This is a genomic window from Streptomyces smyrnaeus, assembly GCF_017676345.1.
In the GTDB taxonomy this organism is placed as follows: domain Bacteria; phylum Actinomycetota; class Actinomycetes; order Streptomycetales; family Streptomycetaceae; genus Streptomyces; species Streptomyces smyrnaeus.
On sequence record NZ_JAFFZM010000005.1, the window covers coordinates 149,829 to 166,924 of the forward strand.

The following is a 17,096-nucleotide window of genomic DNA, read 5'->3' on the forward strand; positions in this document are numbered from 1 at the left end:
TGGCAGAGAGGGTGCTCGGGTCACCCCTGGTTTTCCGGCCGCTTGCCGAACGCTGTGGTGCCCAGCTCGAAGTCGAACGGCAGGGGGAGGTGCAAGGCCTTGCCGAACTGGCATGTCTTGCGCGTCCTGTACCCCTCGGGTGCCGGGTCCGAAAAGACGGAGACGGTCTGTGCCTGCATGTCGAGCAGTACATAAACGCCCACGCCTGCCTTGGCGTAGACCGCCAACTTGTCGCTCCAGTCGACATTACGCGTTGAGGCGGAGGTCAACTCGGCGACGAGTACGAGGGCTTCACCGTCGATGTGCTGTGCTTCCGTATCGAACGCCTTCTCGGAGGCGACGAAGACATCGGGCCCGAAGGCGCGTTCCTGGTCCGGAAAGGTGAACAGGTAAGGGGAGCTGTCCACGATCGTCCCGGTCGGGGCATGCGGTTCCAGCTGAGCACGCAAAGAGCGCATCGCCCGCAGGTAGTACCCCTTCGACCATGGCGACATGACGATGCTTCCCCCGATGATTTCTGCCCGATAGCCCTCGGGTACTTCCATGGCCAAGAGGGTCCGGAGCAGCGCGTCGAAACTGCCGTCCGGTTCCTCGGGGGGCTCTATGGCCGTCGGTCGTTCAAGCATCACTGTCATGATGCGCCCTCCAGGTGCAGTGATCCAGTCACAACTCACCGCAGTCAGGCGGACCGACAATGTGAGCGGATCACCTGGACAGATCCCTCGGAAGGGTGGGCTTCAGTTCGCTGCTGCGCGCAGGACCGCGTCCAGGAGGCCGGGGAAGCGGGCCTCCAGGTCGGCTCGCCGCAGGCAGTTGATCTTGGAGGTGCCGCGGTAGCACTGGTTGATGACGCCCGCCTCGCGCAGCACCCGGAAGTGGTGGGTGGCGGTCGAGGTGGAGACGGGGAGTTCGACCTGGGAGCAGGTGGCCCCGTTGCCCTCGCCCTCGCCGTGGGTGTTCAGGACGGTGATGATCCGCAACCGCACCGGATCGGCCAGTGCGTGCAGTACCGCCTCCAGGCGGATCTCCTCCCGTGACGGGTGCGGGAGTTCGCGTACGGCTGTTGTCGTCGGCACGCCCTCATAGTACGGCAGTCATCGAAATTTGACAGGTCTCGTACTACGGTGGCTATCGTACTAACCGCTGTTTCCGCCCCTATCCGATGGGAGAGCGCCGTGAGCGCACTGTTCGAGCCCCTTGCGTTGCGGTCGGTGACCGTGCCCAACCGCGTCTGGATGGCGCCGATGTGCCAGTACTCGGCCGCCCCCGACGGCCCCGACCAGGGCGCTCCCACCGACTGGCACCTCGCGCATCTGGGGGCGCGGGCCTCCGGCGGGCTCGGACTGGCACTGGTGGAGGCGACCGCGGTCACCCCCGAGGGCCGGATCAGCCCCTACGACCTCGGCCTGTGGAACGACCGCCAGCAGGAGGCCTTCGCCCGTATCACCCGCTTCCTGTCCGAACAGGGCACCGTCCCCGGCATCCAGCTCGCGCACGCCGGCCGCAAGGCGTCCACCGAACGCACCTGGGTCGACCGCGGCGCACCCCTGGCGCCCGGGCACAACCACGGCTGGCAGCCGGTCGGCCCCAGCCCGCTGCCGTTCTCCGACGGGCACACCACGCCCGACGAGCTGTCGCACGAGCGGATAGCCGAACTCGTCCGCCAGTTCGCGGACAGCGCCCGCCGCGCCTACGAAGCCGGGTTCAAGGTGGTCGAGGTGCACGGCGCGCACGGCTACCTGATCAACGAGTTCCTCTCGCCGTTCACCAACCACCGCACCGACGAGTACGGCGGCTCCTTCGAGGGCCGTACGCGGTTCGCGCTGGAGGTCGTCGACGCGGTACGCGCCGTGTGGCCCGACGAACTCCCCCTCCTCTTCCGTATCTCCGCCACCGACTGGCTGACCGAGAACAGCGACGACGACCGCGAGGGTTGGGCCGGTGACGACACCGTCCGCCTCGCCAAGGAACTGCTGGCCCGCGGTGTCGACCTGCTCGACACCTCCACCGGCGGCAACGCCCCGGACGCCCGCATCCAGCCGGCCCCCGGCTTCCAGGTGCCCTTCGCCGAGCGGGTCAAGAAGGAGACCGACCTGCCGGTCGGCGCCGTCGGCCTGATCACCGAACCCCGGCAGGCCGAGGAGATCATCGCCTCGGGGCGGGCCGACGCGGTCCTGCTCGGCCGCGAGCTGCTGCGCCGCCCCTACTGGGCGAACGAGGCCGCCGTGGAACTGGGCGCCGAGCCGCGCCGCCCGATCCAGTACCACCGGGCGTGAGCACGCTCGCCCGGCGCCGTGCCGCGGGGCGCTCGCCCGGTGCGGCCCGGCGGCCGGGCGAGCGGCGCAGAAATACCCGGGCGCGCACGCCTGTGCGTCCCTAAGATGCTCTGATGCCACTCGTCGACGTCACCTATGCCCCGCACGTCCCCGAAGCGAGGCTTCGGGCACTCGGTTCCGTACTGCCGCACCTGGTCTCCCAGGCGGTGGAGTGCCCAGAGGAGCCCTACGACGGCGACTTGCAACCCGGTGACGTGGAGATCCGCTTCCGGCCGCTGGGGCCGTTGGACCGCAGTGGTCTGAACGCGGTGATCGAGATCCGCTCCAAGTGGTTCGAGAGCAGAGCCGCCAACCGCCAGGAACGCGTGGACCTCCTCCATGAACGCATCGAGGCCGCCACCGGACTCGCCGACTTCGGTGTCTATCTGTCGCTCCCGGTGGCGGCCTGGTCCCAGGGGGAGTAGCAGCAGCCCTCCGGCCGCTGCTGAGGCTCAGTTCAACTGCCTGACGAACGCGACCAGGAACAGCCCGCCGGCCAAGCAGCTCAGCAGTCCCGTCGGCAGCACCCACACGGGCCTGCGCTCGCCCCGCAGCGGTGCGGTCATCCGCTGGTGCAGCGCGGCCAGGCCGTACAGCAGCCCGATCGCCACGGCGGCCAGCGGCAGGCTCACCCCGAAATGCGCCAGCCAGGCACCGGCCTTGCTCGGCCCGCCCCAGGAGTCGTCGTACGGCCCGCTGTCCACGAAGCCGTAGAACGGGCCACGGGCGATCAGGAGGGTGAGCACCGCGACCGGTATCAGCGCCAGGACCCCCAGCAGCACGGTGAGCACGGCATGCGCCAGGACGCGCCCCGCCCCCGCCTGAGGGCGCGCCCGCAGCGCCCGGCGCGCCGCCTTGGTCTGCCCGCCGAGCGCCACGACGAGGGCGAACAGCCCGACGGGGAGCAGCGTCACGGCGTCCCGCAGCCGCCGTCCCAACCGTCGCGCGAAAAGCTTCTCCAGGCGGGGCGCGGCAGCGGGAGCGGAGGTACGCGGAGGAACGTTCATGGGCGCGAAGGTAGGGCGCCGACACGGTGCCGCGCTGCATACCGCAGAGCCAATGCGGCCCCCTACTGCGGTAGGGGGCCGGGCTGCCAACGCAAGCGGTGGCTACTCATCGCGCCCCGTCGCCGCAGGCGCTCATCCCGTGGGACACCGCGGTTATGTGATCCGCCATAGGCAGCAGCGGTTCCTTCTGGTGAAGTGCCCGGATGGCCCTTCTGCTCCTGCTGCTGCTCCCGGTCGGACTGATCGCTTCGCTGTCCCTCATCGGGTACGGCTTCGGCACCCTCGGCCGGGTCGGCCTCCGCCGCGCCGACCGGAAGGTGCGGCTGCGCGCCCTGACCGCCCTGCTGGGCGCCGCGGCAGCCGCCCTGTACTCGTGGGGCCTGCTGCACATCGCCGGTGCGGTACTGGAGGCGGAGGACGGCGGCACCGATTCCTCGCCGCTGCGGCCGTGCCGGATTCCGGAAGAGCGCGAGCGGGTGCTGCACGTCGTCGACTACACCGTGAACTACGTGCCGCTCCGGTTCGTCTGCGAGACGGAGGAGCACGGCAGCTACGCCGCCGGCTCCGTGCCCGGTTACGTCAACCCGGGCGTGCTCGGGCTCGCGCTGTCCGCCGCGGTGTGCGCCGCCGCCGCGCGGCCTCCTCGCGGGGGCGTGGACCCCGCCTGAGGGAGTGCCCCTACACGCCGTCTGCCCCGCCACCGCGCAGCTGCGCGGTGAACGCCCGCCACGCACCCGCACCGAAGAACGCGGTCCCGCGTGCGGTGTCCTTGCTGTCGCGGACCGCGCGTCCGCCGCCGGAGGTGTGTGCGACCTCCACGCACTCGCTGGCCCCACCGGCGCCTGAGTAGGACGACTTGCGGAAGGGCGTGGGACCTTTCACGACGCTTCACTTCTGTTCAGGTGTGTGATGAAGGCCTGCCAGGCTCCCGGTGCGAAGTACGCGGTCCCGTGTGCGGGGTTCTTGCTGTCGCGGACCGCGCGTCCGCCGTCAGCCGTGTGGGCAACCTCCACACACTCGTGGTTCGGGTCAGAACCGGAGTAGGACGACTTGCGGAAGGGGGTGACCAACTCGTCACTCACGCTCACTGACTCCTCTCGGCAACGCGTCCAACGTGTCCGCAATGAACTCTCGGCTCTCGGTCGGATTCAACGCCACTGAGCGTAGCTGGTCGAAGGAGTGTGCGTAGGCTGCGATTTCGGCCTCATCTTCGGTGATGGCCACGTTTCGGTGCGTTTCTTGTCCAACAGCGGAGGGCGCCCACTCGCCATCGAAGGAGAGCATGACGAAGGTGGGAGCGGAGCGCGCGGCGGCCCACTCAGCGGCGGGGAGCACTTGGAAAGTGACATTCGGGCGAGCGATGGCTTCGAGCAGGTCAGCGAGCTGCTGCTTGTGCACCTCACGGGAGGGCATGGGGTCGGACAGGGCAGGTTCCCAGACCACGGCGCTGTAGCGGGCCCCGGATTCTTCGAACCTGCGACGCCGTTCTTGCCGCATTTTGACTACTTGCTCAACAACGCCAGAGTCCGTTACTGACGGGTTTCCCTCTACCAGCGCCCGGGTGTACTCAGCGGTTTGCAGCAGCCCGGGGATGAGCACGGTCTGCCACGTGCGGACAAAAGTCGCGTCGTGTTCCAGCGAGATGTAGTCGCTTAGTTCTGGCGAAACCCGGTAATCGAGCCACCACCCACGCTTGTTGGCGTCGCGCGCCAACTGCTCAAGGTGCCGACGTACCTCGGCCTCCTGCACCCCGTACAGCTCCAGCAGCAGTCGCACATCACCGGGACGCGCGGCGACTTGGCCCGACTCGATGCGGCTGATCTTGGCTTTCGAGCCCGCGATGTACTCGGCCGCCTGCTGCTGGTCCAGCCGGGCCGCCTCTCGAAGGCGGCGGAGAGTTGACCCAAGGCGACGGCTGCGCATCGTGGGACGTCCACCTGCGGGCATGTCCCCTCCCTCCCTGTGTGTGCGGTCGCACGGCAACGCACCGTACACGGCCGCGAGTTGCCCTCACAGCGAGATGCAACTTCTCGATATGAAGGGTTGCATGAGCCGCGAGGAGTCGCATAGCGTGAGCCATCTCACTCAGTGCGATCACGTACGCACCGCAGGTGAGGTGCATCCAACTTGCCCAGCCGCCTCCGGGGAGGCCCCATGTCCGGGCGTACAGCCACTGCAAGGTTCCGCATCAGCAAGGTGTCCGTGCCGAAGGCGCGGGAGCATGTGCGGCAGGTGCTCAGAGCGTGGAAGCTCGGACACGTCAGCGACGACGCGGTGCTCCTTGCCAGTGAGTTGGCCACCAACGTGGTGGCCCACGCCGCGCAGGGGATCGGGGAGTACTTCGAACTCGCCCTCCGCCGCCGGGACGGCGTCCTCGTGCTGGAGGTCTCCGACTCGTACCAGTGGGAGATGCCCGAACTGCGCAAGCCGGGCCCGGAGGAGACCTCGGGCCGCGGGTTACTGCTCGTCGACGCCCTCTCGCAGGCGTGGGGCGTACGCCCCCGCAGCGGGGCGGGCAAAACGGTGTGGGTCCACCTCGCTGTGCGCGGGTGAGGGGAGTCCGGGGGGACCGCGCACGGTGGCCGGTGGCGTCCGGATCGGCCTGGCCGCCCGCAGGGCATCCCCGCTCAACGACCCCGCCGTGAATTAACTGTACCTTGCACATGGTTTGCTGAGGGGTGATGAGGAGCCCGGGGACGGTGTGCCCGGGAAGCAAGCGTCAGCACGAAGAAGGATCATGACGAAGGTCACTGCCAGCGAGAACTACACGATCTCGGTTCTGCGACAGCTCTCGGCACGAGGCGACCGCGACGCAATCGTCGCGGGAGAGCGGAGGATCAGCGGGACCGAGGCCGCCGGCACCGTCCTGCGTTTCGCCGCCGCTCTGCGGGACAGCGGCTTGCGGGAGGGCGACGGTGTGGCGCTGTTCGTGGAGAACTCTCCCGAGGCACTGCTGCTGCAGGTAGCCGTCCATTTCGCAGGCTGTCGACTGGTCTTCGTGCCGCCCGAGCCGGGCAACAGCGAGTTGGAAGCGCTGGTCCGGCGCGCTGACGTCAAGATGCTCCTGTTCGATCCGGACTTCGAGGAGCGCACCCGGCGGATCGTCGAGCGGACGGATATCCCGCATGTCCTGGGTATCGGCGCGTCCTCGCTCGCGGACGACTTCTTGGCGGCGGCGTCCCGGAGGACCGGCCTTTCGCTCGGTGAGGCTGCCGACGGTCGCCATCTCGCGACGCTTCTCTACACAGGCGGTACCACCGGGTTGCCGAAGCTGGTCGTCCACCGCAGCAGCTATTACAACGACTGGGTGCACCTGGCCGAGAGGTTCACCGACGAGGGCTCGGCCGACTCCGCGGTGCTGGTGTGCACCCTGTTGACGCACACCAGCGGTCACGGCGGCTTTCTGATAGGCCTCCTGAGCGGTCACACCGTTGTGCTGCTACGGACGTTCGACGCCGGCACGGCCCTGTCCGTGATGGACAGCGAGCGCATCACCAGGGTGATGCTGGTGACGCCCATGCTGTACGAACTGCTCGACCACCCGGACTGCGTTCCCGGCCGCTTCCCCGCGTTGACGTCCCTCACCTACACAGGTGCGGCCGCCTCCCCGGAACGTCTCAGGCAGGCGCTCGCATGCTTCGGGCCGGTTCTGCACCAGGTCTACGGAGCGACCGAGAACGGGCTCGTCGCACAGCTCGACCCCGAGGAACACGACCCGCAGCGGCCCGAGTCCCTGACCAGCTGCGGTCGACCGGCGCCCGGGGTCGAGGTGGAGTTGCGGGACGAAGAGGGCAAGCCGGTGCCCGTGGGAGAGCCCGGCGAGCTGTACGTCCGCAGCCCCACGGTCATGGAGGGCTACTGGAACGACCCGGAACGTACCGCCGAGGTGCTCGACGACCAGGGCTGGTTCCGCAGCGGGGACATCGCCCGGCAGGACGAGAACGGATACTTGTACCTGGTCGACCGGGTGCGGGACATCATCGTGACAGGCGCCACCGCTGACAATGTCTACTCCCGGCTTCTCGACGACTTCCTGCTGGCCCGGCCCGGCATCAAGGACGCCGCCGCCGTCGGCCTGCCCGGGGACGACGACAAGGAGACCGTCCATGTGGTCCTGGTACCCCGGGACCCAGGCGACGTCCCGGACCTGCCGCGGCTGACGCGCGAGATCGTCGATGCGCTGGGAGACCTGTACACGCCGGCCTCCTACGCGATAGCCGACGCGCTTCCGCGGACGGCTGTCGGCAAGACCGACAAGAAGGCCCTCCGGGCGGCCCTGCTGACAAACGCGTAGGTCCTACGCACTGCCCCCGCCCGCCCTCGTTGGACACAGCGGTCTTCGACCACCGGTCCCCGGCCGTGCCGTCGGCTGATGCGCAGCGAGGGCGGAGCGAGCCGCTGCTTCGGGCGCCGGAGACATCCGGGCTAGCTGACCGACGGCTCCGACGACGATTCACGTGCCGCCTCCACCGCTTCGCGGACATCCGGATGCGGGTCGTCGGCGAGACCGTCCAGCAGTTCGGCCACTCCCGGGGTGGACCAGCGGGACACCGCCCACACCAACTCCTCCCGCACCGCGGGGTCGGGGTGGGCGGCGAGGTGGGCCAGCTGGGCGAGAGGGCCCCGGCGGCGCATACCGAACCAGTGCAGGGCCTCGCGCAGCGCCGTCGGGTCGCCCGGGGTGCCGGCCGCGGCGACTCTGGCGAGCAGCACCCTGGACGGTGGCGGCGGCCCGTCCAGCGGATGCGGCAACCGCTCGCGCAGGCGCCGCGAGCCGTACTCGCCGCGTACCCGGCAACCGTCGCAGGTGCAGGGGCGGACGCCGTGCGCCTCGGGCCAGTAGCGCCAGCCCACCGTCTGCGGCGCGGTGCGGATCCGGTGCACCTCGCGGGGCCGGACCGCCCGGGGCACGAACACCTCCCAGCCGCGCGGGTCGTCCAGCGCGGCGATCCGGCGTACGGCCTCCGCGGCGGGGACGGTGGCCTGTGCGCATGCGTAGCGTCCCACCAGCACCTGCTGGGAGTCGTCCAGCCGCACATGGACGGCCACCAGTCCTCCCCGGCTGCCGAACCGGGCCAGTTCGCGCAGCCACTGGTGGGTCAGGGTGTACGACGGCAGTACCGGGAAGCAGTAGACCCCGCGTGCGCCGTCCTGCCCGCGGCCGGCCGCGCGGATTCCGGAGCGTCGGATGCGCGGCGCGTTCGCCGCAGACGTCAGGTGCACGAACATCGCCATGCCGGGCATGCTAGGCCGCCGCCCCGGCGCCGCTTCCTCAGCCCACCGTGCGGGGCATCCGGATGCCCATCACGAGCAGTGCCAGCAGCCCGCACCCCTGTACGGCCAGCACCACGCCGAGCGCCTCTCGCACGCCCAGGTGCGGTATCAGGGCGAGGAAGAGGGAGCCGAGGGTGGCGACACCCAGGGCGAGGCCGGACTGCTGTGCTGTGGCGGCGAGTCCGCTGCCCGCGCCGGCGCGCGCGGCCGGGACCCCGGAGAGGACGATGCGGAAGTACGTGGGCAGTTGCAGGCCCTGCCCCGCACCGCACAGCGCCAGCCCGGGGGCCAGGGCGAAAGGCGGCACATCGGGCCATTGTGCGAACAGGGCCAGCAGGAGCGCGCCCAGTCCGGCGCCCTGTGCGAGAGCGCTGAGTGCCAGCACGCGCCCGGCGCCGATGCGTTCGGTCAGCCGGGAGGCCAGGATGGAGCCGGCGAACTGGGCCAGCCCCATCGGCACCAGGGTGAGGCCCGCGGCCAACGCGCCGAAACGCAGCCCCTGCTGCAACAGCAGCGCACTTTCGAACATGAAGCTGCTGAAGCCCAGAAAGATGGGCGCCCCGGCCAGCAGCCCGCGCCGTACGCCGGGTTCACGCAGCAGGGAGGGAGGCAGCAGGGGGCTGCGGCCCGCGCGCTCCTCCCGGCGTTCGACGGCGAAGAACGCGTACGCCAGCAGCACCGCGGCCACCATCAGTGCGACCGACCACCACGGCCAGTCGGCCGCCCGCCCCTCCGTCAGCGGCAGCAGCAGGGCGGCCAGACCGCACGCCAGCAGCACCGTCCCGGCGATGTCGCCGCGGGCGGGCGCGTCCGAGCGGCTGTCCGGCACGGTGCGCGCGCCCAGTGCGAGGGCGACCAGCACCACAGGAACGTTGATCAGGAAGATCGCCCGCCAGCCGGTGCCCGCCAGGTCGGCGGCGACCAGTACGCCGCCCAGCACCTGTCCGGTGACGATGGAGATCCCGCCGACCGAGCCGAACAGGCCGATGGCGCGGGTGCGCACCCGCCCCTCGCTCGTCGCGTGGATGGTGGCGAGCACCTGCGGGAACATCATCGCCGAGGCGGCGCCCTGCGCCAGCCGCGCGCCGATCAGCCACCACACGCCCGGGGCGAACCCGCAGGCGAGCGAGGTGACGCCGAACGCGGCGACGCCCCACAGGAAGAGCCGGCGCCGTCCGAAGGCGTCGCCCAGCCGCCCGCCCAGTACGAGCAGCGAGGCATAGGCGACGGCATAGCTGGCGACGACCATCTCCAGGGCTGCCGGAGAGGCGTCGAGATCGCTTTCGATACTCGGGAAGGCGACGTTGACGACGAAGAAATCGATCATGGGCAGCGCTGCACCCAGCAGCAAGGTGAACAGGCCGAGCGGCCGCAGCACGGCAGGGGCCGTCCGGGGGCCGGTCCCCTGCGCGGCCGGACGGGCTGCCGGGTCCGGACGTGCGGCGATGGTGGCATCGTGACTCATGGGCACGAGCCTCGGGCACCCGTCAGCCTGGTACCAGACGGTCCTTGTCCTGGTACAACGACTACCTGGCAACAGGATGCGGGGTGCCTCATCCTGGTTCCATGAGCGTCAGTACCGGTACCGCCCGCCCCGACCCGGCCCGCCCGGACGATCCGGAGGGCTCCGCACCCGCCGACAGCGTGCGCCGCGAGGAGCTCGCGGCGTTCCTGCGCAGCAGGCGGGAGCGGATCAGACCGGAGCAGGTGGGACTGCCCAGGGGGCCGCGCCGCCGTACGCCGGGGCTGCGCCGCGAGGAGGTGGCGCATCTGTCGACGGTGGGGGTGACCTGGTACACGTGGCTGGAGCAGGCCCGCGACATCCAGGTGTCGGCGCAGGTGCTGGACTCCCTCTCCCGGGCGCTGATGCTGGACTCCAGCGAGCGCGCTCATCTGTTCGCGCTGGCGGCCACGGCCGACCCCACCCCGGCGAGCGAGACGACGGTGCTGCCGCCCGGGATCGGGCGGCTGCTCACCCAGCTCGAACCGTTCCCGGCCTGTGTGCAGAACGCGCGCTACGACATCCTGGCCCACAACCGCACCTACGGCCGCCTCCTCGGCGATCTGGACGCGATTGCGCCCGAGGACCGCAACTGCATGTGGCTGGCCTTCACCGACCCCGACTGGGCAGCCGCCATGCCGGACCGCCAGGAGACGATCCGGCTGATGACCGCCCGCTTCCGCTCCCGGATGGCCGAGCATCTGGCCGAGCCCGCCTGGAAGGCGCTGCTGAAGCGGATGGAGCACAGCTCGCCGGAGTTCCGCGAGCTGTGGGAGCGGCACGAGGTGGCCCGCGCGGTCGACCGGACCAAGCGCTTCCGTAACGCGCACGTCGGGATGCTGTCCTTCAGCTACCACGGCCTGTGGCTGGGCCCGGCCGAGGGCGCCCGGCTGGGCACGTACGTACCCAGCGACGCGGAGACCCAGCGAGGGGTGGAGCGGCTGCTGGAGCTGATCGTCGAGGGCGGGTAGGCGGGGTGCGGGTCCGTGGGGGACACGGGTCCGGATGGGGGACAATGGGGAGCTGCCCCGTACATCGCAGGAACGAGCCCGAGGAACCGTCGCCGCATGACCGAGTCGACCCAGCCGCTGCACATCGGAGAGCACACCGTCCAGCCGCCCGTCGTGCTGGCACCGATGGCTGGGATCACCAACGCCCCGTTCCGGACGCTGTGCCGGGAGTTCTCCGGCGGCCGGGGACTGTTCGTCAGCGAGATGATCACCACCCGGGCACTGGTGGAGCGCAACGAGAAGACGATGCAGCTCGTCCACTTCGACGCGAGCGAGAAGCCGCGCTCCATCCAGCTCTACGGTGTCGACCCGGTCACCGTGGGCAAGGCGGTGCGGATGATCGCCGACGAGGATCTGGCCGACCACATCGACCTCAACTTCGGCTGCCCCGTCCCCAAGGTCACCCGCAAGGGCGGCGGCTCCGCGCTGCCGTACAAACGGCCGCTGCTGCGCGCCATCCTGCACGAGGCGGTGAACAACGCGGGCGGCCGGCCGGTGACGATGAAGATGCGCAAGGGCATCGACGACGACCACCTGACCTATCTGGACGCCGGGCGCATCGCCGTGCAGGAAGGCATCACGGCCATCGCCCTGCACGGCCGCACAGCGGCGCAGCACTACGGCGGGACCGCCGACTGGGACGCCATCGCACGCCTGAAGGAAGCCGTCAGCGAGATCCCGGTGCTGGGCAACGGCGACATCTGGTCGGCCGACGACGCGGTGCGGATGATGCGCCGGACCGGCTGCGACGGTGTCGTGGTCGGCCGTGGCTGTCTGGGGCGCCCCTGGCTGTTCGCGGACCTGGTGGCCGCCCTGTCCGGGGACGGGGCCGGTGGCGAGGCCGGGGCCGGGGACGGTGCGACGGCGTATGCCCGGCCCACGCTGGGTGAGGTCGCCGACGTCATGGTGCGGCACGCGCGGCTGCTGGGGGAGTGGCTGGGGGACGAGGCGCGCGGCGTCATCGATTTCCGCAAGCACGTCGCCTGGTACACCAAGGGCTTCTCGGTCGGCTCCGAGCTGCGCAAGCGGCTGGCCGTCGCGGGCTCCTTGGAGGAGCTGCGCTCACTGCTCGACGAGCTGGATCTGTCCCAGCAGTGGCCACAAGGTGCCGACGGCCCGCGCGGCCGGACCCACTCGCGCAACAAGGTCGTGCTGCCCGACGGCTGGCTGGACGATCCGTACGAGTGCGGTACGGGCGTCGGGGCTGACGCCGAACTGGACACCTCCGGCGGTTGAGCCGCCCCGGGGAGGGGCTGCCCCTTTCTGCGCGTCGCGGTCCGCGGGTCGGTCGTGGTTACGCGCGCAGTTCCCCGCGCCCCCGACGGGGCACTGTCCCCTCCAGCCGTGCGGCGTAGCGGTCCAACTGCCGCTCCGCGAAGGTGTCCGCCTCCCAGTTCTCCGGGCGGACCTCGCCCGGGGCCGCCCAGGTGTACGCCCGGACCGTGCCGGGCCCCGGCAAACCCCCGGTGCTGCTCTCCACGGTGAGCGGCACCAGCTCGTACTCGTCGTCCTCGAAGTCGTCCAACACCCGCCATTCGCGGGCGCTCAGCCCGCTCAGCAGCAGTCCGGAGGCGGTCTGTCCGGGTGCCGGAACGAGACCGGGATACGGCCGGCGCGCCAGCGCCGCCGTGCGCCAGCCGGTGGCGGTTGCGGGGGTGCCGGCGGGGACGCGGCCGAGGAGGGCGGTCAGGATGCGGCCGAAGCGCAGGGTGCCGTAGACGAAGAGGATGTCGGCCGCGGTGTCGACGGGGGCCAGACGGATGTTCGGGTCGGTCATCGGGGCAATCTAACGCGGCGGGCAGCCTGTCCGAATGGCGAGACGTTCACTCGTTCAGCGCAGTGATTCCCGCCACCTTGATAGGAGGCTCGCTCAAATGAGCGCTCAAATGTGAGCTGTAGGTCTCCAAGGAGCAGGCCGGGGTTTTACCGTGCCTTGGTTTCCGGGCTGTAGGCGCTCTTACTCTCCGTGAGTGAAATGCGGCCTCCAGACGGCTCACCGTTATCAGTCGTTCGAGTTCTGAATGGTGTGACCAATCAGCCTGGAGAGCTGGGTACTTTCGATCTCTCGGCAGACGGGTGGTTACAGCCGTGTGACGTGCCGTTGGACGTACTCGTAAGCCTTTGATCTGGGTACGCTCCCCGCCGTCAGGGCAGCCGACCACGAGGAGCCGAGTCCGGTGCCGGTTCATGCGAAGAACACAGAGTCCGCGAACGCAGAGTCAGCAGTAGACGCGTCGCCGCAGCAGTCGCAGCAGCGGAAGTTCGTCTATGACTTCAGCGAGGGCAACAAGGACCTCAAGGACCTCCTCGGCGGGAAGGGAGCCAACCTCGCCGAGATGACCAACCTCGGTCTGCCCGTCCCTCCGGGCTTCACCATCACCACCGAAGCCTGCAAGGCGTACCTGGACTCCGGCGAGGCCCCCGCCGCGCTCCGGGACCAGGTGAGCGAGCACCTGGCCGGGCTGGAGAATCGGATGGGCAAGAAGCTCGGCCAGGCCGACGACCCGCTGCTGGTCTCCGTGCGCTCCGGCGCCAAGTTCTCCATGCCCGGGATGATGGACACCGTCCTCAACATCGGGCTCTCCGACGAGTCCGTGCAGGGGCTCGCGGCGCAGTCCGGGGACGAGCGCTTCGCCTGGGACTCCTACCGCCGCCTCATCCAGATGTTCGGCGACACCGTGCTCGGCATCGACGGCGAGCGCTTCGCCGAGACGCTGGACGAGACCAAGAGCGCGCGCGGGGCCACCACCGATGTGGAGCTGACGGCGGACGACCTCAAGGAACTGGTCGGCAAGTTCAAGGCCATCGTCTCCGAGGAGACCGGCCGCGACTTCCCGCAGGACCCGCGCGAACAGATGGACCTGGCCGTCCGCGCGGTCTTCGACTCGTGGAACGGCAGCCGCGCCCGCCTCTACCGCCGCCAGGAACGCATCCCGCACGACCTGGGCACCGCGGTCAACATCTGCTCGATGGTCTTCGGCAACCTCGGCCCCGACTCCGGCACCGGCGTCGCCTTCACCCGCGACCCGGCCAGCGGCCAGCAGGGCGTCTACGGCGACTACCTGCAGAACGCCCAGGGCGAGGACGTCGTCGCCGGTATCCGCAACACCGTGCCGCTCGCCGACCTCGAACAGCTGGACAAGGCGTCGTACGACCAGCTGATGCAGATCATGGAGACCCTGGAGAACCACTACCGGGATCTGTGCGACATCGAGTTCACCATCGAGCGCGGCAAACTGTGGATGCTGCAGACCCGCGTCGGCAAGCGCACCGCGGCGGCCGCCTTCCGGATCGCCACCCAGCTCGTGGACCAGGGGCTGATCGACGAGGCCGAGGCGCTGCAGCGGGTCAACGGCACCCAACTCGCCCAGCTGATGTTCCCCCGCTTCGACAGCAACGGCGGCGTCAAGGACGCCGAGCAGATCGGCTGGGGCATCGCCGCCTCGCCGGGCGCCGCCGTCGGCAAGGCCGTCTTCGACTCCTACACCGCCATCAAGTGGTCCCGCTCCGGCGAGAAGGTCATCCTCATCCGCCGCGAGACCAACCCCGACGACCTGGACGGCATGCTCGCCGCCGAGGGCATCCTCACCTCGCGCGGCGGCAAGACCTCGCACGCGGCCGTCGTCGCCCGCGGTATGGGCAAGACCTGTGTGTGCGGCGCCGAGGAGCTGGAGGTCGACACCAAACGGCGCTGCCTCAAGACCCCCGGCGGCAAGGTCGTCGAGGAGGGCGACGTCGTCTCCATCGACGGCTCCACCGGCAAGGTCTACGCCGGCGAGGTGCCGGTCGTGCCCTCCCCGGTCGTGGAGTACTTCGAGGGCCGGATGCACGCGGGCGCCGACGACGCCGACGAGCTGGTCAAGGCCGTCCACCGGATCATGGCGTACGCCGACCGGGTACGCAGGCTGCGGGTACGGGCCAACGCCGACAACGCCGAGGACGCCGCGCGCGCCCGCCGGTTCGGCGCCCAGGGCATCGGCCTGTGCCGTACCGAGCACATGTTCCTCGGGGAGCGCCGCGAGCTGGTCGAGCGGCTCATCCTCGCCGACACCGAGGACGAGCGCGAGCGGGCGCTGGGCGCGCTGCTCCCGCTCCAGCAGGGCGACTTCATCGAGCTGTTCGAGTCCATGGACGGCCTCCCGGTGACGGTGCGGTTGCTGGACCCGCCGCTGCACGAGTTCCTGCCCGACATCACCGAGCTGTCGGTGCGGGTCGCGCTCGCCGAGTCCCGCAAGGACGCCAACGAGAACGACCTGCGGCTCCTCCAGGCCGTGCACCGGCTGCACGAGCAGAACCCCATGCTGGGCCTGCGCGGCGTCCGCCTCGGCCTGGTCATCCCCGGCCTGTTCACCATGCAGATCCGCGCCATCGCCGAGGCCGCCGCGGCACGCAAGGCCGGCGGCGGCGACCCCCGTGCGGAGATCATGATTCCGCTGGTCGGTACGGTGCAGGAGCTGGAACTCGTCCGCGAGGAGGCCGAGCAGGTCATCGCCGAGGTCGAGCGGGAGCACAACGTCGAGCTCGGACTCACCCTCGGCACCATGATCGAGCTGCCCCGCGCGGCGCTCACCGCCGGTCAGATCGCCGAGTGCGCCGACTTCTTCTCCTTCGGCACCAACGACCTCACCCAGACCGTGTGGGCCTTCAGCCGCGACGACGTGGAGGCCAGCTTCTTCACCGCCTACCTGGAGAAGGGCATCTTCGGCGTCTCCCCGTTCGAGACCATCGACAAGGACGGCGTGGGCTCGCTGGTCCGCAGCGCAGCCGAGGCGGGGCGGGCCACCCGGCCCGACCTCAAGCTCGGGGTCTGCGGCGAGCACGGCGGCGACCCGGAGTCGGTGCACTTCTTCCACGAGGTCGGCCTCGACTACGTCTCCTGCTCCCCCTTCCGCATCCCGGTCGCCCGGCTGGAGGCGGGCCGCGCGGCGGCCCAGCAGCAGGCGGCGGAGTAGCCAGAGCCATCCCACCCCCCGGGCCCGCGTCCGCACCGACCCTCACCGCGGACGACGGCCCGGACCAGGAGGCGGCACCCGTGCGGGGGTGCCGCCTCCCTTCTTTCGGCCGGAGCGCTTGCGGGGTACGCCGCTCGTGTCAGGGCGCCTCGTCCAGACCCAGCTGTTCCACCAAGCGGCGCTCGGGCTGGGCGCCCACGACGGAGCGGGCGGGCTCGCCACCACGAAAGAGGACGAGCGTCGGCATCGACAGGACGCCGTACGCGGCCTGGGTCTCCGGGTTGCGGTCCACATCGAGGGAGACGACCTTCAAGGCGCCCGCGCGCTCCTCGGCGAGCCGGCCGAGGACCGGCGCGACCATCCGGCACGGCGGGCACCACTCGGCGGTGAAGTCGACCAGTACGGGGATGTCGGAGCGCAGCACCTCCTCGGCGAACGTCGCGTCCGTGACTTCCGGCAGATGTGCGGCGGTTGCGGTCATGGCATCGTGTCTCCCTCGGGTTCCTGGCGGGTGTCCGGCACCGGGTTGGGCGGGGCCAGTTCGCACCGGGGTTCGGGACCGTGCGGGGAGCCCGCCGTCGCCTCGACCTCGGCACGGGCCAGCCGCGCGCCGACCTCCTCCCGTACGGAGCGCAGCTCGGCGATGCACGCGTCCAGTTCGGCGAGCTTGCGGCGGTAGACCTCCAGCGAGTCCGGGCAGGAGTCGCCCTCGGGATGGCCCGCGCGCAGGCACTCCACGAACGGCCGGGTCTCCTCCAGTTCGAAACCGTTCTCCCGCAGCGCCCTGATCTGCCGCAGCACCCGCAGGTCGTCCTCGCCGAACGTGCGGTACCCCTGCGCGTCCCGCGCCACGGTCAGCAGCCCCCGCGACTCGTAGTAGCGCAGGGTGCGTGTGGTCGTACCGGCGCGCTCGGCCAGTTCTCCGATGCGCATACCGCCCTCCTTTCCGCGTGCTCTTCCTCCGTGGCGTCCGCCGTTGTGCTCGTACGGTCATTCGGCACGCTATGGATTGACGCTGACGTCAACGCAACAGATGC

19 protein-coding genes are annotated in these 17,096 nt (G+C 70.3%); 8 read left to right on the forward strand and 11 right to left on the reverse strand.

What is annotated here, in order from left to right; translation table 11 throughout:
• Positions 1–20 precede the first annotated feature (20 nt).
• Together JW613_RS10355 and JW613_RS10360 are read right to left on the reverse strand one after the other, a co-directional pair.
• Positions 21–635: a Uma2 family endonuclease gene (locus JW613_RS10355; protein ID WP_209210421.1), complete on the reverse strand. Its 615-nt coding sequence runs from the start codon at positions 633–635 to the stop codon at positions 21–23.
• A gap of 102 nt (positions 636–737) precedes the next feature.
• Positions 738–1,076: an ArsR/SmtB family transcription factor gene (locus JW613_RS10360; RefSeq protein WP_209210423.1), complete on the reverse strand. Its 339-nt coding sequence runs from the start codon at positions 1,074–1,076 to the stop codon at positions 738–740.
• A gap of 99 nt (positions 1,077–1,175) precedes the next feature.
• Between JW613_RS10360 and JW613_RS10365 the strand changes: the two genes are divergently transcribed.
• Both JW613_RS10365 and JW613_RS10370 read left to right on the forward strand, forming a co-directional pair.
• Positions 1,176–2,276 (forward strand): NADH:flavin oxidoreductase/NADH oxidase, encoded by a 1,101-nt coding sequence (locus JW613_RS10365; protein ID WP_209210425.1) that lies wholly within the window; start codon positions 1,176–1,178, stop codon positions 2,274–2,276.
• A 113-nt stretch (positions 2,277–2,389) separates the two neighbouring features.
• Positions 2,390–2,740, forward strand: coding sequence for a hypothetical protein (locus tag JW613_RS10370; RefSeq protein ID WP_209210427.1), 351 nt, complete (start codon positions 2,390–2,392; stop codon positions 2,738–2,740).
• Between the two features lie 27 nt (positions 2,741–2,767).
• Here JW613_RS10370 and JW613_RS10375 read toward each other — a convergent pair whose 3' ends face one another.
• On the reverse strand, positions 2,768–3,322 hold the full coding sequence (locus tag JW613_RS10375) for a hypothetical protein (RefSeq protein WP_209210429.1): 555 nt from the start codon (positions 3,320–3,322) through the stop codon (positions 2,768–2,770).
• Between the two features lie 203 nt (positions 3,323–3,525).
• Between JW613_RS10375 and JW613_RS10380 the strand changes: the two genes are divergently transcribed.
• Positions 3,526–3,990: a hypothetical protein gene (locus JW613_RS10380; RefSeq protein ID WP_209210431.1), complete on the forward strand. Its 465-nt coding sequence runs from the start codon at positions 3,526–3,528 to the stop codon at positions 3,988–3,990.
• 10 nt (positions 3,991–4,000) lie between these two features.
• On the opposite strand, the gene JW613_RS10385 is transcribed toward JW613_RS10380, so the two are convergent.
• The 3 genes from JW613_RS10385 to JW613_RS10395 are packed head-to-tail and all read right to left on the reverse strand — an operon-like array spanning position 4,001 to position 5,245.
• On the reverse strand, positions 4,001–4,204 hold the full coding sequence (locus JW613_RS10385) for a DUF397 domain-containing protein (protein ID WP_209210433.1): 204 nt from the start codon (positions 4,202–4,204) through the stop codon (positions 4,001–4,003).
• A complete protein-coding gene (locus tag JW613_RS10390) occupies positions 4,201–4,410 on the reverse strand; it encodes a DUF397 domain-containing protein (protein ID WP_209210435.1) in 210 nt (69 codons plus the stop codon). Before JW613_RS10390 ends, JW613_RS10385 begins: the two co-directional genes overlap by 4 nt.
• Complete coding sequence (locus JW613_RS10395) at positions 4,397–5,245, reverse strand: helix-turn-helix domain-containing protein (RefSeq protein WP_209210437.1); 849 nt, start codon at positions 5,243–5,245, stop codon at positions 4,397–4,399. Before JW613_RS10395 ends, JW613_RS10390 begins: the two co-directional genes overlap by 14 nt.
• 231 nt (positions 5,246–5,476) lie before the next feature.
• On the opposite strand from JW613_RS10395, the gene JW613_RS10400 reads away from it, so the two are divergent.
• Positions 5,477–5,875, forward strand: coding sequence for an ATP-binding protein (locus tag JW613_RS10400; protein WP_209210439.1), 399 nt, complete (start codon positions 5,477–5,479; stop codon positions 5,873–5,875).
• A gap of 184 nt (positions 5,876–6,059) precedes the next feature.
• A complete protein-coding gene (locus tag JW613_RS10405; RefSeq protein ID WP_209210441.1) occupies positions 6,060–7,616 on the forward strand; it encodes an AMP-binding protein in 1,557 nt (518 codons plus the stop codon).
• A 131-nt stretch (positions 7,617–7,747) separates the two neighbouring features.
• Here JW613_RS10405 and JW613_RS10410 read toward each other — a convergent pair whose 3' ends face one another.
• Both JW613_RS10410 and JW613_RS10415 read right to left on the reverse strand, forming a co-directional pair.
• Positions 7,748–8,557 carry a HEAT repeat domain-containing protein gene (locus JW613_RS10410; protein ID WP_209210443.1) on the reverse strand — a complete coding sequence of 270 codons (810 nt, stop codon included), beginning with the start codon at positions 8,555–8,557 and terminating at the stop codon, positions 7,748–7,750.
• A 37-nt stretch (positions 8,558–8,594) separates the two neighbouring features.
• The gene (locus JW613_RS10415; RefSeq protein WP_209210445.1) at positions 8,595–10,061 is read right to left on the reverse strand and encodes an MFS transporter; all 1,467 of its coding nucleotides are present in this window, start codon (positions 10,059–10,061) and stop codon (positions 8,595–8,597) included.
• Between the two features lie 101 nt (positions 10,062–10,162).
• On the opposite strand from JW613_RS10415, the gene JW613_RS10420 reads away from it, so the two are divergent.
• Together JW613_RS10420 and dusB are read left to right on the forward strand one after the other, a co-directional pair.
• Positions 10,163–11,068: a helix-turn-helix transcriptional regulator gene (locus JW613_RS10420; protein ID WP_209210447.1), complete on the forward strand. Its 906-nt coding sequence runs from the start codon at positions 10,163–10,165 to the stop codon at positions 11,066–11,068.
• A 96-nt stretch (positions 11,069–11,164) separates the two neighbouring features.
• Positions 11,165–12,343 (forward strand): tRNA dihydrouridine synthase DusB, encoded by a 1,179-nt coding sequence (dusB, locus tag JW613_RS10425; protein ID WP_209210449.1) that lies wholly within the window; start codon positions 11,165–11,167, stop codon positions 12,341–12,343.
• Between the two features lie 58 nt (positions 12,344–12,401).
• Here the strand turns inward: dusB and JW613_RS10430 are convergent, their stop codons facing one another.
• Positions 12,402–12,884, reverse strand: a complete 483-nt coding sequence (locus JW613_RS10430) for a gamma-glutamylcyclotransferase family protein (RefSeq protein ID WP_209210450.1) — start codon at positions 12,882–12,884, stop codon at positions 12,402–12,404.
• A 400-nt stretch (positions 12,885–13,284) separates the two neighbouring features.
• Between JW613_RS10430 and ppdK the strand changes: the two genes are divergently transcribed.
• Positions 13,285–16,059 (forward strand): pyruvate, phosphate dikinase, encoded by a 2,775-nt coding sequence (ppdK, locus tag JW613_RS10435; protein ID WP_209210452.1) that lies wholly within the window; start codon positions 13,285–13,287, stop codon positions 16,057–16,059.
• 139 nt (positions 16,060–16,198) lie between these two features.
• On the opposite strand, the gene trxA is transcribed toward ppdK, so the two are convergent.
• The gene (gene trxA / locus JW613_RS10440; RefSeq protein WP_280635133.1) at positions 16,199–16,540 is read right to left on the reverse strand and encodes a thioredoxin; all 342 of its coding nucleotides are present in this window, start codon (positions 16,538–16,540) and stop codon (positions 16,199–16,201) included.
• Positions 16,537–16,992 carry a MerR family transcriptional regulator gene (locus tag JW613_RS10445; protein WP_209210454.1) on the reverse strand — a complete coding sequence of 152 codons (456 nt, stop codon included), beginning with the start codon at positions 16,990–16,992 and terminating at the stop codon, positions 16,537–16,539. Before JW613_RS10445 ends, trxA begins: the two co-directional genes overlap by 4 nt.
• Positions 16,993–17,096: the final 104 nt, after the last annotated feature.

Coding starts and splice junctions, on each gene's coding strand:
- JW613_RS10405 (WP_209210441.1), top strand. CDS start 6,060: ATGACGAAGGTCACTGCCAGCGAGAACTACACGATCTCGGTTCTGCGA.
- JW613_RS10420 (WP_209210447.1), top strand. CDS start 10,163: ATGAGCGTCAGTACCGGTACCGCCCGCCCCGACCCGGCCCGCCCGGAC.
- JW613_RS10395 (WP_209210437.1), bottom strand. CDS start 5,245: ATGCGCAGCCGTCGCCTTGGGTCAACTCTCCGCCGCCTTCGAGAGGCG.
- JW613_RS10430 (WP_209210450.1), bottom strand. CDS start 12,884: ATGACCGACCCGAACATCCGTCTGGCCCCCGTCGACACCGCGGCCGAC.
- JW613_RS10445 (WP_209210454.1), bottom strand. CDS start 16,992: ATGCGCATCGGAGAACTGGCCGAGCGCGCCGGTACGACCACACGCACC.
- JW613_RS10375 (WP_209210429.1), bottom strand. CDS start 3,322: ATGAACGTTCCTCCGCGTACCTCCGCTCCCGCTGCCGCGCCCCGCCTG.
- JW613_RS10410 (WP_209210443.1), bottom strand. CDS start 8,557: ATGGCGATGTTCGTGCACCTGACGTCTGCGGCGAACGCGCCGCGCATC.
- dusB (WP_209210449.1), top strand. CDS start 11,165: ATGACCGAGTCGACCCAGCCGCTGCACATCGGAGAGCACACCGTCCAG.
- JW613_RS10415 (WP_209210445.1), bottom strand. CDS start 10,061: ATGAGTCACGATGCCACCATCGCCGCACGTCCGGACCCGGCAGCCCGT.
- JW613_RS10370 (WP_209210427.1), top strand. CDS start 2,390: ATGCCACTCGTCGACGTCACCTATGCCCCGCACGTCCCCGAAGCGAGG.
- JW613_RS10380 (WP_209210431.1), top strand. CDS start 3,526: ATGGCCCTTCTGCTCCTGCTGCTGCTCCCGGTCGGACTGATCGCTTCG.
- JW613_RS10400 (WP_209210439.1), top strand. CDS start 5,477: ATGTCCGGGCGTACAGCCACTGCAAGGTTCCGCATCAGCAAGGTGTCC.
- trxA (WP_280635133.1), bottom strand. CDS start 16,540: ATGACCGCAACCGCCGCACATCTGCCGGAAGTCACGGACGCGACGTTC.
- JW613_RS10355 (WP_209210421.1), bottom strand. CDS start 635: ATGACAGTGATGCTTGAACGACCGACGGCCATAGAGCCCCCCGAGGAA.